The sequence below is a fragment of the Pontibacillus sp. HMF3514 genome (assembly GCF_009858175.1).
Taxonomy (GTDB): domain Bacteria; phylum Bacillota; class Bacilli; order Bacillales; family BH030062; genus Pontibacillus.
On record NZ_CP047393.1, the window covers coordinates 1,333,236 to 1,348,523 of the forward strand.

Here is a 15,288-nt window from a genome sequence, read left to right on the forward strand (position 1 = left end):
ATAGTTCAGAAATTTTTAAAGTGATCAACCAAACAGCTACATAACTTCACCGATACTCAGAGCTTAATAAGCTCTGAGTATTTTTTCTTCTAAATGATGCATTTCCAAAAATCCATTAATGAAAAGACAAGTTTGATAATAAGATAGAATAACTGAAATGTTTCGCATAAATCTAATCCATTTTGAACATAAGCGGGGTGACGGATCGTGTCCTATGCTTCAAAACAAGTTCAAAGCTTACCGCCTTATTTGTTTTCGGTATTCCATGAAAAAAAGAAACGCCTGCAAGCTAAAGGTGTAGATGTAATTGACCTTGGAATTGGTGCACCTGACTTACCGACACCGGAATTTATTGTGGAACGGCTCAAAAGCGAAGCGATTAAACCTGAGAATCACAAATATGCTCCTTATGCAGGTACACAAGCGTTCAGAGAAGCAGTTGCGGCTTTTTATCAAAAGCAGTATAACGTCAAACTGGATCCAAACAAGGAAGTCCTGACACTGATTGGTTCTAAAGAGGGCATAGCTCACATGATGTATGCAGTGATTGATCCCGGTGATGGCGTTCTCATTCCTGACCCAGGTTATCCCGTTTATGATTCCGCAGTCCATCTGGCAAATGGAAAAGGCATACCGTTACCGCTCGATCCTGACAGAGGGTACGTTCCTATGTTTGATCTAATGGATAAAAGAGAGCTCAAAAAAGCTAAGCTCATGCTCTTAAACTATCCAAGCAATCCAACTGGTGCGACTGTGGAGATGGATACGTTTTTAGAAGCTGTTTTATTCGCAAAGAAGCATAACTTATGTATCGCCCAAGATGCAGCTTATGGATTAGTAACATTTGATGATTACCAAGCTCCAAGTATCCTGCAAGTTCCAGGCGCGAAAGAGGTTGCTGTGGAATTTGGATCCTTGTCAAAGAGCTTTAATATGACAGGTTGGCGGATCGGTTATGTGGTTGGAAACGAGGAGATCATTCGAGCATTGTCTATTGTAAAAAGCAATATGGATACAGGCCAGTTTTTGCCAATTCAAAAAGCTGGTGTAACAGCATTACAAAGTGATTTTTCAGCTGTACGAAATAACAATGACATTTATCAAAAGCGAATGGAAACCATGTTAGAGGCCTTATGGGACATGGGGATTCAAGCTGAAAAGCCAAGAGGGACATTTTTCATTTGGGCGAAGGTGCCTGGACAGGAATCATCCAAAGCGTTCGCTGAAAAGATGCTAGAGGAAGCTGGCGTCATTATAACCCCTGGTACAGCTTTTGGTGAGCAAGGTGAAGGATTTTTCCGCATTTCACTGTCTGTTCCTACTAAACGATTAAGTGAAGCGGTACAACGAATGAAAACGTTCCAAGCAGGAGGGCGCCTAGATGATTCCAAAAAAACGTAATATGCAAAGTGGAGCTAAAGCGATTGTCGAGTGCATGAAACGAGAATCTGTTTCGCATGTCTTTTGTGTGCCAGGCGAGAGTTATTTGCCTGTGCTTGATGCCATTCATGATGAGGAATCCATAACACTTATTTCAGCGAGACATGAGGGTGGCGCGTCATTCATGGCTGAGGGCTTCGCCAAAGCGAGTGGAAAACCTGGAGTTGTGATGGCGACGCGTGGTGTTGGAGGATCAAATTTGACGATTGGAGTTCATACCGCCTATCAGGACTCGACGCCAATGGTGGTTTTTCTAGGTCAAGTTCATCGAGATTTCAGGGGACGAGAAGGGTTTCAAGAGATCGATCTTGATCAGTATTTCAACCATATTGCCAAGTGGACCGTTGAAATCCAAGATGCCAAACGGGTTCCTGAACTTGTACAAAGAGCGTTTCGAATTGCTCAGACAGGTCGACCAGGCCCAGTAGTTGTTTCGCTACCTGAGGATATGCTTGTAGAGGAAGCGGAAATGACTTTTGGAAAACCTGTGAAAAAACCTTCACCACGTCCTTCTGCAAAAGAAATCGAAGAGATTGAGTCCCTATTACATCAGGCTGAACGTCCTCTTATTATCGCTGGTGGTGGAGTGCAGCGGTCACGAGCGGAGTTAAGTCTTTGGGGATTTGCTACAAAATATGAAATTCCTGTGATGGCAGCCTTTCGAAGGCATGATGTGTTTCCTAATAATAATGAGCATTATGTCGGACACCTTGGGCTTAGCACACATGCAAACATTTTAAAAACAGTGGAAAAAGCAGACACAATTTTAGCTTTCGGTACACGCTTATCAGAGGTCACCACGCAGGACTACTCGATTATCAAAGACGATCATAAACTCATTCATGTAGACATCGATTATGAAACCATCGGTAATGTGTATGCACCTGATGTGGGTGTCGTAGCTGATTTAAAAGAAGGATTGCAGGCACTTTCAAAAATAAATGTCATGAATAGGTGGAGTGAATGGCGGAAAGAAACGCGAAGAGCGTACGAGGATGCGACGACCATTGACTCGGAATCCTTAAACCAAAATGTGATTGCTTCCTTGCAAAAGATTTTACCTGAAGAATCGGTGTTAACGAATGATGCAGGGAATTTTGCTGGATGGCTCCATTCTTTTTATCAATTCAGGAAAAAGAACTCGTATGTCGGACCAACTTCTGGTGCGATGGGATATGGAATGCCAGCAGCTCTGGGAGTTAAGCTGGCTCGACCAGAACGAACCGTTGTGTCCCTATCTGGGGATGGTGGATTTATGATGACGATGCAAGAACTGGAGACAGCTGTACGATGCAATATCCCAATCATTAGTTTGGTTTTTAACAACCGAATGTACGGAACGATTCGCATGCATCAGGAAATTCATTACCCAACCAAAACCATTGGTACCGATTTAGGAAATGTTCAATTTTCAGAGATAGCAAAAGGAATGGGAGTTCGAGGTTTTTATGTGAGATCAATTGAGGAATTTGAAGAGGCATTAACAGAAGCCATGAATTGTGGAGTGGCTTCAGTTATCGAAATTGAAACAGATCCTGAACAAATTTCTGTTTCATCAACGATTCAACAAATGCGAGACAAACATAGATAACCAATTAAGGAGGTTACTTAAATGCCAAAAACACTCATTAAAGTGGAAAAGTTGAAGAATTACATTAATGGGGAGTGGGTGAATTCTGCAAGTGATCAATACGCATCTGTCACAAACCCTGCTACGTTAGAGTCTCTTGTCCAGGTTCCGTTATCAAGTGCAGGGGATGTGGATCAAGCTGTTCAGGTAGCCAAAAAAGCTCAAAAATCTTGGGCTCTTGTACCTGCCCCTCAACGAGCAGAAGTCTTATACCGTGTAGGCTTATTGATGAAGGAGAGAAAAGAGGATCTTGCTCAAATTTTAACGATGGAAAATGGGAAAGTAATCGAGGAAGCGCGTGGGGAGGTACAAGAAGGAATTGATATGGCATTTTACATGGCTGGAGAAGGGCGTCGCTTGTTTGGACAGACGACACCTTCAGAACTAAAAGATAAATTCGCCATGAGTGTTCGTTCTCCAGTTGGTGTGGTGGGGATTATTACCCCATGGAATTTCCCTATCGCTATTGCGACATGGAAGTCCTTTCCAGCTATTGTGGCGGGCAATACGGTGATTTGGAAGCCAGCAACAGAAACGCCTTTAATGGCCTATGAACTGACAAAAATATTTGAAGAAGCAGGACTGCCAAAAGGGGTTCTAAACCTTGTATTAGGATCAGGTTCAACAGTTGGAGATGCCATGGTAGAACATGATGATATCCGCGTGATTTCCTTTACGGGATCCAATGATGTTGGCCGAAATATTGCTGGGAAGTGTGGGCAAAAGTTAAAGAAGGTCTCGCTCGAGATGGGTGGAAAAAACGCCATTACGGTTATGGATGATGCAGATCTATCCTTAGCTGTTGAAGGTATTCTGTGGAGTGCTTTTGGAACGAGTGGGCAGCGTTGTACGGCGTGCAGTCGTGTTATCGTTCATGAGGATATAAAAGAGAGATTAGAAGAGCAACTTCTAAATGAGATGGCGAAGCTTACGATTGGAAACGGTTTGGATGAATCGGTTAAAGTAGGTCCCATTATTAATAAAGCTGGACTTGAAAAGATAGAAGAATATATGGAAATCGGAAAGAAAGAAGGAGCAAAACTGCTTGCGGGTGGCTACGTTTTGAATGAAGGAAAACATGCAAATGGTTATTACTTTGCGCCAACCTTATTCACAGATGCCACATCTGACATGCGTATAGCTCAGGAAGAGATTTTCGGGCCTGTAGTGTCACTTATTCCAGTGAAGTCTTTTGAGGAAGCAATTGAGGTGAATAATGGGGTGGAATATGGTCTATCGAGTTCCATTTTTACAAGGGATGTGAACAAAGTTTTTGCTGCGCAACGTGATTTAGATACAGGAATTGTCTATGTTAATGCTGGGACAATCGGTGCTGAAATCCATCTTCCTTTTGGCGGAACAAAAGGAACAGGGAACGGCCATCGTGATTCTGGTGTAGCGGCACTTGATGTGTTTACGGAATGGAAGGCGGTCTATGTAGACTACAGCGGAAAGTTACAACGCGCTCAAATTGACGTTGAGTAAGGGGAGTCTATCAGGGTAAGGGGGAATTCGCATGAAAGTAGCGGTACTAGGTTCAGGACTGATGGGAAAAGAGGCTGCACGTGATTTAGTGCAAAGCTCAGGAGTGAAAGAGGTAGGCTTAGCTGATATTGAACTTTCGAGGGCAGAGAATGTTTGTCAGCAGCTTGGATCTTCTAAAATTCAAGCTTATAAAGTGGATGCAGGCGATGCCAATGATCTTGCTCAATTTTTGAGTAGGTTCGACGTTGTCATTAATGCCTTGTTCTATTCGTTTAATGAGATTGTAGCGGAAACAGCCATAAAGGTTGGGATCAGCTCCGTCGATTTAGGCGGTCATATTGGTCATGTGACTGATAATGTTTTGAACATGCATGATCAAGCGAAAGCAGCTGGGGTGACCGTGATACCAGATTTAGGTGTAGCCCCTGGAATGATCAACATCCTATCTGGTTATGGTGTCAGCAAGCTTGATCAGCCTCATTCTATTAAGCTTTATGTTGGAGGAATTCCTGTAAAACCAGATCCACCACTTGAGTACAATCACGTCTTTTCTATGGAAGGCTTACTTGATCACTATACAGACCCATCTACCATTATTCGAAATGGCAAAGAACAACAAGTACCATCTTTATCCGAGATAGAGCGCTTGTATTTTGAAAAGTTCGGTCCTCTAGAGTCGTTTCACACTTCAGGCGGAACTTCGACATTACCTAAATCCTATCCTTACTTAGATACGTTAGAGTATAAAACGATTCGTTACCCAGGCCATGCGGATAAAATGCGACTATTAGTAGATTTGAACCTTACCCGAAATGATTACGAAATTGAGCTCGATGGTAGAAAAGTAAAACCTCGCGAAGTGTTGTTAAAGACGATTGACCCGATTGTGGAGTTAAAAGATAAAGATGATGCAGTACTCTTACGTGTAATGGTTGCTGGGAAGAAGAACGGAGCACAAACATCATATACGTACGAGATGGTTACTTATAAAGATCGTGTCAACAGTGTAACAGCAATGGCAAGGGCAACAGCCAACACTATTTCAGTCGTTGCACAAATGATCGGAAGCGGTGCGATTACAAAAAGAGGTGTTCATCCTCCAGAAAATATTGTTCCTGGTGCACTTTATATTGAAGAGATGGGGAAACGTGGAGTGAAGATCTTGGAGTCAAGTTCGACGGAATAAATTGTAGTTAAGGAAACTGTCAAAAGCGGCAGTTTCCTTTTTAATTTTTATCATTTCGATTTAAAGCTATGAAGATTACATTCTAGTAGAGATGAAAAGAGACAAAGATTATAAAGATCATCCTATTCACCTAAGTAACATTAAAGGACATACGACTAAAGTCTCGCTTGTGAAGAGTAGAAAAAAGTCGGTTACTCCATAATGAGTGATCGATTTTTTATTTTAACGAATTACAGTGTTAATATAAAACGGTAAAAAAATAGGAATGAAACGGTTGCAAATATAAAGATGAGAGAGCTTTATTTTTTATGAGATGGTATGAGGATCATATAACTCTTCATGTAACCGCTTTCCTTCGATTTTTCGTATATTTCCGCATGACTTCCTTGAAAGCCCTTGCTTAAAAACAACGGTTTGTTATGATTAACAACGTTGCAAAATAATCCGAACGTTACAAACGAACAGGAGCGTGCATACATCGTGAATCAAACAATTGCTTTTCTAGGAGCCGGATCGATGGCTGAGGCGATGATCTCAGGTATTGTTCAATCTGGTAAACTATCACCAAAGAAAATTATCGTCAGTAACAAAAGCAATCACAACCGTTTACAAGAATTAAAAGTGAAATATGGAATTAAAGCTATCAGTCGTGATCAATTAGATTATGAATCCATTGACCTATTCATTTTGGCTATGAAACCAAAGGATATTGATTATGTACTTGATCATCTTCAAAGTAAAGTGAAACCCGAACAGTTATTGGTTTCTGTCCTAGCAGGAATCTCCACATCCTACATTGAGGAATATCTACCGCAACAACAGGTGATTCGAGTCATGCCGAATACATCAAGTATGATTAGTGAATCGTCTACCGCTATATCTCCAGGAACTTATACACCAGAACAACGAGTAGACACTGTGAAATCCTTGATGGAATGCATCGGGGAAGCTTATGTAATTGATGAATCAAACATGGATATTTTTACAGGAATCGCAGGAAGCGGTCCAGCGTATTTTTATAATCTTATGGAACATATTGAGGAAGCAGGTGTTGAAGGCGGGTTAGACCGTGAAACAGCTCGTAGCATTGCAGCTCAAACCATTCTTGGTGCTGGAAAAATGATGCTCGAACAAGATGACACCCCAACAGAACTCAGAAAGAAAGTAACATCTCCGAATGGAACAACTGCAGCAGGTCTTGATGCCTTAAATGCTCATGGTGGAGGCGAAGCTCTATCCGAAGCTGTAAAAGGCGCTGCAAAGAGATCCAAAGAGATTAGTGAGCAAATGAAGCCACTTGTCCATTCATAAAACAAGATAATCAACTATACAAATGAAACGTACAACGATATAAACGTGAAACTAGGAGTGAGCGAGTGGTACCTGATACCGATAAGAAACGCATTGTTATTAAAATTGGAAGTAGTTCTTTAACGAGCTTACAAGGTGAAATTAGTCGTCGAAAGCTTGAAAAACTAGTAGATGAAGTGGTTCGATTAAAAGATGAAGGGCATGAAGTGTTGCTTGTATCATCTGGAGCTGTTGCTGCAGGATATCGTCGACTTGGCTGTTTATCTCGACCAAGTTCATTACCAGAAAAGCAGGCAGCGGCATCTATTGGTCAGGGACTTCTAATTGAATCTTATTCAGACCTCTTTTTATCCCATGGCTATGTAGCCTCTCAAATCCTCATCACCCGCAGTGATTTTTCTGATGAGAATCGATATAATAACGCTCGAAATACGATCAATGTTCTTCTAGAGCGTGGAATCATCCCAATCGTGAACGAGAATGATACCATCACGATGGACTTTTTAAAGTTCGGTGATAACGACACACTTTCTGCCAAAGTCGCAGGGTTAGTGGATGCTGATCAGCTCATTATTTTATCCGACATTGAAGGACTGTATAATGACAATCCATCAGAAAACCCTGATGCAAAGCTGATTACACAGGTGCAAGAAATTACACCTGAAATTGAAGCTGTAGCAGGAGATCCAGGAAGCGCTGTAGGTACAGGGGGCATGCGATCCAAAATTGATGCCTTTAAAATCGCCATGGCGTCTGGAATTTCATCTTTCTTAGGAAAAGCAAGCAACCCTGACATCGTCTATAAAGCAGCTCATAACGAAGCGGTGGGGACGTACTTTTCTTCAAATGTCGAGTCGAATAACCTGGATCAGAAACAACAATGGATTGCGTTTAACTCAGGTCCTGAGGGTGATGTGATTGTTGATGCCTCTACTGTGGAGACAGTGATTGAAGCTAAAGAAAGCCTTCAACCGGAAAACGTCCATAGCGTTAAAGGCGATTTTGATGAAGGCGCTGTGGTCCGCATCCTTGATCTTGAAGGGGAAGAGGTCGGCCTTGGCGTAGTCAATTATTCTTCAGAAACGTTTAAGCAAATTAAAGAATCGGAAAGTAAAGATCTTGAACAATACCAACAAGCTGCTGTTGAAAGTGATGACCTTGTATGTCATCTTGAAATCTCTATTCCAATTGGAGTTTAAATTTTAAAGGAGGATTGGATGCTAACAACAAACGTAAACGTTGAAAAGCAAGCCATAGAAGCGAAGAAAGCATCGAAAAAACTATCTGTATTATCAACAGAAGAGAAAAATGAAGCTCTTATTACGCTAGCCAAAACATTAGAAACGAACTACGAAACCATCTTGAAAGCAAATGAAGAGGATTTAGCAAAAGGTCGCGAAAAAGGCTATGAAGATGCCTTTATGGATCGTCTGGCTCTTTCTAAGGAACGTGTTTTTGAATTTGCTCAAGGGTTACGCGATGTAGCTGAACTTGAGGATCCAACTGGTCAGGTTCATTCGCAATGGGAGCTAGACAATGGGTTAGATGTCAAGCAGGTAGCCGTACCATTAGGTGTGATCGGCATGATTTATGAAGCACGCCCAAATGTAACAGTCGATGCGACAGGCCTAGCTTTAAAATCCGGTAATGCAATCATCTTAAAAGGTGGCTCTTCAGCCATCACATCCAACAAAGCCATTGTGGATGTGATGAAGCAAGGGTTAGAAGAAACGAAAATTCCAACTGATGCAATTCAGTTTATTGATAGTACAGACCGAAAAGCCACACAAGAATTGTTCACAATGAAAGAGCATGTAGATGTTCTTATCCCTCGTGGAGGCGGCTCTCTCATTAAAGCTGTAGTCGATAATGCGACTGTTCCTGTATTAGAAACAGGGGTAGGGAATTGTCATATTTACATCGATGAACATGCTGATGTAGAAAAGGCTCTCAATATTTTGGTCAATGCTAAAACCGATCGTCCGGCTGTGTGTAACGCAGCTGAAACCGTGATTATTCATAAAGCATGGTTAGATGCCCATAAAGATGAGTTGTATGAAACATTGCAAAAGCATGAGATCTCCACACATGGTGATGATTTTGCTCAGGAAGCAATCCCAGGTACGGAACCAGCTGGTGAGCAAGATTGGGGCAGTGAATATCTGAGTAAAGATATCGCCGTAAAAACCGTTTCAGATGTACTGGAGGCAATTGAACATATTGAAACGTACGGCACGAAACACTCTGAAGCGATTGTAACGGAGAGCGAGAAAAATGCAGATACATTTATGAAACTAGTAGATGCTGCAGCTCTTTATCATAATGCATCCACTCGATTTACGGATGGAGGAGCACTAGGCTTCGGTGCAGAAATCGGTATTTCCACACAAAAACTTCATGCAAGAGGACCTATGGGACTCCCAGCCTTAACGACTGTAAAATATATGATGAGTGGAAATGGACAAATTCGATAGAACAAGAGGAAGGCATGCTCAGATCTGAAATCTGGGCATGTTTTTTTTATGGGATTAATTGGTTAGTTAGTTACGTTCTCATAGGGTGGGCATATGATGGTGGTGTGTATATTTAATAAGGAGATGAGTACATGTACTTTGGACCCGGAACGTATCAATATTACGTTCAACAGCCAAATGGTATGCCACGAAATCATCAAGGAGTAGATGAGCAAATCTGTGAAGCAATTCGCTCTAGCATTAGTAGAGAAGCATCATCCATGGATCTTTATCATCGATTAGCGGATATGGCACCAGATCAAAACCATCAACACCACATTCTTCAGTCATTCGAAAACAAAAGAGCTCACTTAAACCAATTTACTGATTTATATGTAAACCTAACAGGAACACAGCCAACGTATCAAATCGAGCAAGTACCTTTCCACAGTTACCAAGAAGGGCTACAAAGAGCTTATGAAGCAGAAGTAGCGGGGTATGAAGAGTATCAAAATAGCCTTTTACTTACTCAACACCCATTTGTTCAACAAGTTTTTCACTGGGCTCTGAATGGGGAGAGTGATAACGCAACAAGACTCGGAAACCTGAATCGAGAAGCAAGAAAAGATTATGGTGGAGAACCGTATGTTGTTAATATTGAAAAAGCAACGGTTAAAAATAAAAATTTTCGAAAGGCGATCTGGACGGGTGAACATTATCAAGTGACTTTGATGAGCATTCAACCCGGAGAAGACGTTGGATTAGAAATTCATCCGGATGTGGATCAATTCCTCCGTATCGAGCAAGGGCAAGGCCTCGTTCAAATGGGAGATCGAAAAAACAACCTCACCTACGAAAAGAAAGTAAAGGACAACTATGCGATCATGGTTCCTGCTGGTAAATGGCATAACCTAACCAATACAGGAGATAAGCCATTGAAGCTGTATTCTATCTATGCTCCACCTGAGCATCCTAAGGGTACAGTTCACAGAACAAAAGCAGAGGCTATGGCTGGGGAAGAGTAGCATTGAAGATAAAGAGAGCATTTCCTTAATAAGAGAATGCTCTTTTTTGTTTTCTTTGCAGGGATAGAGAAAGAGAGGGTAGAAAAGTTTAAAGAGAAAATTCGAAGGAGAGAAAGCCATGATGTTTCCGGTACTAATCGGAATGGAAGGCTCTTGGGAAGAGTAACAATGATATAAAAAAAGCGATCTTAAGTAAGTGGGAACCTAATAAGATGGCTTTATCTGCTTGGGGTTATAGAGTTCCGCGCAGAAGCGTCAGGGCTCCACACGAAAACGGGGGAGCTCCGCACGAAAGTGGGATAGCTCCGCACGAAAGTGGAAGGGCTCCGCACGAAAGCGAGAGAGAGCCGCACTAAAGCTGAAGAGCTCCACACATAAGTGCTAAAGCTCCACCCAAAAACTCTAAGCCCTACCGAATCTATTTAAAAATCCCAAATGGCTTACCTACTGGAAGCGTCACTTTACCGAAGTGTGTATTTAACACGCTTGCTGCTGAGCCATAGAAACTAAAGATGGCAATGAGAAATTCGGATATTGCAGCAACTTTATGCATAGCTTCTGGTGCGAAACCTAAAGTGGATAAAGAGAGTCCTATAAATAGAAAATCTATGAGAACGAAAATAATGAACAATACTTTATGTGTCTCCATCGCACCGATTGTCATAAATAAGCTGAAAATTAAGTATCCAACAAATGCTATGCCGAGCTGTTTAGGATCGACTGCAGCTGCAGCTTCTTTACCAAAAACACCAAATTGGATTAACCATGAAGTTCCGACACCAAACCAAAATAGGCCAAAAGCTCCAAAAGCAGTAGTTCCGAATGTGTTATTGTGTTTTGCATCTTGAATGCTTGCAAAAAGCTGAGCTAGTCCACCTAGGAAAAGTGCCCAAGGAATGACAAAAGAAACACCGTCTGTCCAACCGAGTTTTGCGGAAGAAGCGACAAGCGTTACCATTGCTAGACCAAACAGACCTAATGAGGAAGGGTCAGCTGTTGAAATTTGAATGCGTTGTGTATTTTGTTGTTGATTCATGATGATACCTCCTATAAAACATACCTTCCTAATTTACATAAGAAAAGGATTCCGTGCAATACATTTTTAGATGTAAGCATTATTTTCATAAATTCTTTAAAATAAAGAGAAGAAGGAGTAAAAAAATGCCTGTTATCGAACTTGAAATGTATATTCATGCTTCTATCGAAACGTGCTTTGATCTTGCTAGACATGTAGATACGCATACTGAAACAACCAAGAATACACAGGAGAAAGCTATAGATGGTGTGACAAGTGGTCTGATGGAAGAGGGGGACTGGGTGACGTGGGAAGCTATTCATTTTGGGATTAAACAACAACTTACAGCCAAAATCACAGAAATGAACAAGCCTTATCAATTTACTGATGTCATGGTGAAAGGTGCTTTTCACTCATTTACGCATATCCATGAATTTGTAAGAAGTGGTTCAGGAACAATTATGAAAGACCGCTTTGCATATAAATCCCCATTTGGTTTTTTGGGGATGGTAGCAGATAAATTATTCTTAGAAAATTATATGAAAAAACTGCTTAAAGTAAGAGCTTATGAATTAAAAAGAATCGCAGAAGACCAAGAAGAGTGGTGGTAAATGAAATACGCTCGTATTGGGCAGTGAAATAGATTGGGTTAAGTGGAAAGGAGATTCCCAGATGGTTCTTTATATCATAGCTATATCCATTATCATTGGCAGTTGGTATCTGTTTAGTAAAAGAATTAAAAAGAAAAAATCAACCCTCATCTTTAGTCTCATCATGGTTGGTGTACCCGTGTTTTTTCATATATTTGGAATGGTCTATTCATCTATCGTTCATAATCAAAGTATAGGATTTACCTCCGCTTACTTAATGTCTGTACTTTATATCAATAGTTTAATTATGCTCATTGTTCATTACTCTTTAGGTATGAAACGAAGGAAGGGCAAGAGGGGAAGCTAATATGCAAGTGATGAGGTAGAAGTATGTGAAGAACACCCTTGGAATAGTGAGGAAGTTTGGGTGAAAAGTGAAGAACACCCTTGGAATAGTGAGGAAGTTTGGGTGAAAAGTGAAGAACGGCCCTGGAATAGTGATGAAGATTGGTGAAGAAGTGAAGGACGGCTCCATATTAGTGAGGAAGCTAGGGCAATAAGTGAAGAACCCCTCCAGATTAGTGAGGAAGTTATGTAAATAAGTGAAGAACTGCCTTCGATTAGTGAAGAAATAAAACAATATATACCAAATAAAAAAACAACCAAGCCCAGACAAAAAATAGATTGAGCTTGGTTGTTCATTTAAAAACTCATTCAAACGGCCACTCGGGCAACATCCGATTCAACTGCTTATCCTTCCGATACCCCAACACATACTCAGCCTGCATCACCGTATGAATTTCTCGCGTACCTTCGTATATTACGGGTGCTTTGGAGTTGCGTAGATAACGTTCAACTGGATATTCGTTTGAGTATCCATACGCACCATGGATTTGCACAGCATCATCTGCAGCCTGGTTAGCATAATCACAAGCTTGCCACTTGGCTAGGGAAGTCTCGCGTGTATTTCGTTTTCCATCATTTTTTAATTCACCTGCTCGGTACACAAGAAGACGGCTCATTTGAAGTCCAGCTTCCATTTTCGCAATCATTTGTTGAACAAGCTGATGTTTGCCAATCTCTTTTCCGAATGTTTTGCGTTCGTGGCAGTAGTCCACGCTAGCTTCTAAGCATGCCATTATCTGTCCGCAAGCTCCAGCAGCTACTGTGAAGCGGCCGTTATCGAGAGCAGACATTGCAATTTTAAACCCCTCGCCTTCTTCACCAAGTAAATTTTCTTTCGGAACCTTTACATCGTCAAAAAATAATTCACCTGTGTTACCAGCACGTATGCCTAATTTTCCTTTAGTAGCTTTAGAGGAGAAGCCAGGATACGTACGCTCCACAATGAAAGCAGAGATCCCGTGATGTTTTTTGTCCTTATCGGTATAAGCAAACACTAAAAAATGATCAGCTGTATCACATAAGGAAATCCACGTCTTTTGTCCATTTAATACATAAAAATCCCCATCTCGGTTAGCCGTGGTTTGAAGAGCGGCAACATCAGAACCAGCGCCAGGTTCAGTAAGTCCAAATGCTCCAACTTTCTCACCTTTCGCCTGTGGAATTAAATACTTTTGCTTCTGTTCTTCTGATCCCCATTGCAAAAGGGTCATGGAATTTAAACCCGTATGTACGGAAACAGCGGTTCGAAAAGCTGTATCCCCTCGCTCTAGCTCCTCACACACGATTGCTAATGAGTTGTAATCCATCCCACTTCCGCCATATTGAGTTGGAATGCAGACACCCATTAAGCCCAAGTTCGCCAGTTTATCGAGGATACTCGTGTCAAAGTGACCTTTCTCATCCCACTCAGCAATGTTCGGCATAATTTCTTTATCCACAAAATCTCGCACGGTTTTTCTCAGCATATTTTGTTCATCGGTAAATTCGAAGTCCATGCAAACACTCCTTAAATCGTTTTATTTTTCCTTAACTCATGTACTTCTTTTTCTGTATAGCCAATTCCTTGTAGAATCTCATCTGTATGTTCTCCAGGTTCAGGTGGGTGGTACTTTACGTTGACTGGTGTTCTAGAAAGCTTAAGAGGACTACCGATCATATTTATGGAACCTGCCTTAGGATGTTTAAAGGGAGTGAACATGTTTCTTGCTTGAAGTTGTGGGTCTTTTCCAAGTTCATCTATAGTCTGGATCGGTCCAAAAGGAATACCGGCTGAATGACACTCTTCTTTCCAGTGGTCCGTCGAATACATTCGAAATGCTTTTTGGAGGACAGCTACTAATTCCTCCCGATTTTCTACGCGATTAGGGTTTGTACGAAAACGATCATTGCTTGCAAGTTCAGGCATACCGATTACATGACAAAGACTCTGAAACTGCCGATCGTTTCCGACAGCAATGACCATCTCCCCATCTTTTGTCGAAAAGGTTTGATAGGGAACAATGTTAGCGTGATGGTTCCCTAGACGATCAGGGACTTTCCCTGACATTAGATAATTGCTGCCGATATTGATGAGGGAGGAGACGGCTGAATCATAGAGGGAGAGATCAATTTTTTGACCTATCCCTGATTGAGTTCTCTCCAGCAGAGCTCCTTGGATCCCGATACATGCATACAGTCCCGTTAAAATATCCGTTATGGCAACACCGACTTTCTGGGGACCTGATTCCTCGTTTCCAGTAATACTCATCAACCCGCTCATAGCTTGAATGATAAAATCATAGCCTGGTAGATGCTTGTAAGGACCTGTTTCACCAAAGCCAGTAATGGAACAGAAAATGATACGAGGATTAAGCTTATTTAAGGAATCATAATCCAGACCAAAGCGTTCCATCGTACCCGATTTGAAGTTATGAATAACCACATCGCTCTCAGCGACTAATTTCTTGATTATGTCCTGTCCTTTTTCAGATTTCAAATCAACAGTGAGGCTCTTTTTATTCCGATTCGCACAAATATAGTAAGCACTAACTCCCTCTTGAAAAGGAGGTCCCCATTTTCTAGTATCATCACTTCCGCCTGGTGCTTCCACCTTAATAACATCAGCACCAAGGTCTCCAAGGATCATAGAACAGTAGGGACCAGCCAAAACTCTTGTTAAGTCAAGGACACGGATTCCTTGTAACGAAGCAGTCAACTCATCACGCTCCTTTATGGGAAAAGCCAGCTGAGTCCAGAAGGATACAGGCT

Annotated in this window: 13 protein-coding genes; 10 read left to right on the plus strand and 3 right to left on the minus strand. The window is 41.5% G+C overall.

Annotation, left to right across the window (positions count from 1 at the left end; genetic code table 11):
* Positions 1 to 207: 207 nt before the first annotated feature.
* The 8 genes from GS400_RS06920 to GS400_RS06955 all read left to right on the plus strand — a co-directional run bounded on the left by GS400_RS06920 (position 208) and on the right by GS400_RS06955 (position 10,530).
* Positions 208 to 1,401 carry an LL-diaminopimelate aminotransferase gene (locus GS400_RS06920; protein WP_160100284.1) on the plus strand — a complete coding sequence of 398 codons (1,194 nt, stop codon included), beginning with the start codon at positions 208 to 210 and terminating at the stop codon, positions 1,399 to 1,401.
* Positions 1,382 to 3,031: a thiamine pyrophosphate-dependent enzyme gene (locus GS400_RS06925; RefSeq protein ID WP_160100286.1), complete on the plus strand. Its 1,650-nt coding sequence runs from the start codon at positions 1,382 to 1,384 to the stop codon at positions 3,029 to 3,031. Before GS400_RS06920 ends, GS400_RS06925 begins: the two co-directional genes overlap by 20 nt.
* Positions 3,032 to 3,052: 21 nt before the next feature.
* Positions 3,053 to 4,555, plus strand: a complete 1,503-nt coding sequence (locus GS400_RS06930) for an aldehyde dehydrogenase family protein (RefSeq protein ID WP_160100288.1) — start codon at positions 3,053 to 3,055, stop codon at positions 4,553 to 4,555.
* A 31-nt stretch (positions 4,556 to 4,586) separates the two neighbouring features.
* Positions 4,587 to 5,741: a saccharopine dehydrogenase family protein gene (locus GS400_RS06935; protein ID WP_160100290.1), complete on the plus strand. Its 1,155-nt coding sequence runs from the start codon at positions 4,587 to 4,589 to the stop codon at positions 5,739 to 5,741.
* A 432-nt stretch (positions 5,742 to 6,173) separates the two neighbouring features.
* Complete coding sequence (proC, locus tag GS400_RS06940; RefSeq protein ID WP_255454170.1) at positions 6,174 to 7,052, plus strand: pyrroline-5-carboxylate reductase; 879 nt, start codon at positions 6,174 to 6,176, stop codon at positions 7,050 to 7,052.
* Between the two features lie 65 nt (positions 7,053 to 7,117).
* Complete coding sequence (gene proB, locus GS400_RS06945; protein WP_160100292.1) at positions 7,118 to 8,251, plus strand: glutamate 5-kinase; 1,134 nt, start codon at positions 7,118 to 7,120, stop codon at positions 8,249 to 8,251.
* A gap of 18 nt (positions 8,252 to 8,269) precedes the next feature.
* Positions 8,270 to 9,526 carry a glutamate-5-semialdehyde dehydrogenase gene (locus GS400_RS06950; RefSeq protein ID WP_160100294.1) on the plus strand — a complete coding sequence of 419 codons (1,257 nt, stop codon included), beginning with the start codon at positions 8,270 to 8,272 and terminating at the stop codon, positions 9,524 to 9,526.
* A gap of 131 nt (positions 9,527 to 9,657) precedes the next feature.
* Entirely contained in the window at positions 9,658 to 10,530 is an 873-nt protein-coding gene (locus tag GS400_RS06955; RefSeq protein WP_236561181.1) for a cupin domain-containing protein, read from the plus strand.
* Positions 10,531 to 10,948: 418 nt separating this feature from the next.
* On the opposite strand, the gene GS400_RS06960 is transcribed toward GS400_RS06955, so the two are convergent.
* Positions 10,949 to 11,566, minus strand: coding sequence for an acetate uptake transporter (locus GS400_RS06960; RefSeq protein ID WP_160100296.1), 618 nt, complete (start codon positions 11,564 to 11,566; stop codon positions 10,949 to 10,951).
* Between the two features lie 125 nt (positions 11,567 to 11,691).
* Here GS400_RS06960 and GS400_RS06965 point away from each other — a divergent pair, with 125 nt between their 5' ends.
* Both GS400_RS06965 and GS400_RS06970 read left to right on the plus strand, forming a co-directional pair.
* On the plus strand, positions 11,692 to 12,156 hold the full coding sequence (locus GS400_RS06965) for an SRPBCC family protein (protein WP_160100298.1): 465 nt from the start codon (positions 11,692 to 11,694) through the stop codon (positions 12,154 to 12,156).
* A 61-nt stretch (positions 12,157 to 12,217) separates the two neighbouring features.
* Positions 12,218 to 12,502 (plus strand): hypothetical protein, encoded by a 285-nt coding sequence (locus tag GS400_RS06970; RefSeq protein ID WP_160100300.1) that lies wholly within the window; start codon positions 12,218 to 12,220, stop codon positions 12,500 to 12,502.
* Positions 12,503 to 12,845: 343 nt separating this feature from the next.
* Here GS400_RS06970 and GS400_RS06975 read toward each other — a convergent pair whose 3' ends face one another.
* Positions 12,846 to 14,036, minus strand: a complete 1,191-nt coding sequence (locus GS400_RS06975; protein WP_160100302.1) for an acyl-CoA dehydrogenase family protein — start codon at positions 14,034 to 14,036, stop codon at positions 12,846 to 12,848.
* Between the two features lie 11 nt (positions 14,037 to 14,047).
* Entirely contained in the window at positions 14,048 to 15,235 is a 1,188-nt protein-coding gene (locus GS400_RS06980) for a CaiB/BaiF CoA transferase family protein (protein WP_160100304.1), read from the minus strand.
* Between the last annotated feature and the right edge of the window lie 53 nt (positions 15,236 to 15,288).

Excerpts from the sequence above, each read along its gene's own strand:
- GS400_RS06975 (WP_160100302.1), bottom strand. The coding sequence starts at position 14,036 with ATGGACTTCGAATTTACCGATGAACAAAATATGCTGAGAAAAACCGTG.
- GS400_RS06935 (WP_160100290.1), top strand. The coding sequence starts at position 4,587 with ATGAAAGTAGCGGTACTAGGTTCAGGACTGATGGGAAAAGAGGCTGCA.
- GS400_RS06970 (WP_160100300.1), top strand. The coding sequence starts at position 12,218 with ATGGTTCTTTATATCATAGCTATATCCATTATCATTGGCAGTTGGTAT.
- GS400_RS06960 (WP_160100296.1), bottom strand. The coding sequence starts at position 11,566 with ATGAATCAACAACAAAATACACAACGCATTCAAATTTCAACAGCTGAC.
- GS400_RS06950 (WP_160100294.1), top strand. The coding sequence starts at position 8,270 with ATGCTAACAACAAACGTAAACGTTGAAAAGCAAGCCATAGAAGCGAAG.
- GS400_RS06965 (WP_160100298.1), top strand. The coding sequence starts at position 11,692 with ATGCCTGTTATCGAACTTGAAATGTATATTCATGCTTCTATCGAAACG.
- GS400_RS06925 (WP_160100286.1), top strand. The coding sequence starts at position 1,382 with ATGATTCCAAAAAAACGTAATATGCAAAGTGGAGCTAAAGCGATTGTC.
- GS400_RS06955 (WP_236561181.1), top strand. The coding sequence starts at position 9,658 with ATGTACTTTGGACCCGGAACGTATCAATATTACGTTCAACAGCCAAAT.
- GS400_RS06930 (WP_160100288.1), top strand. The coding sequence starts at position 3,053 with ATGCCAAAAACACTCATTAAAGTGGAAAAGTTGAAGAATTACATTAAT.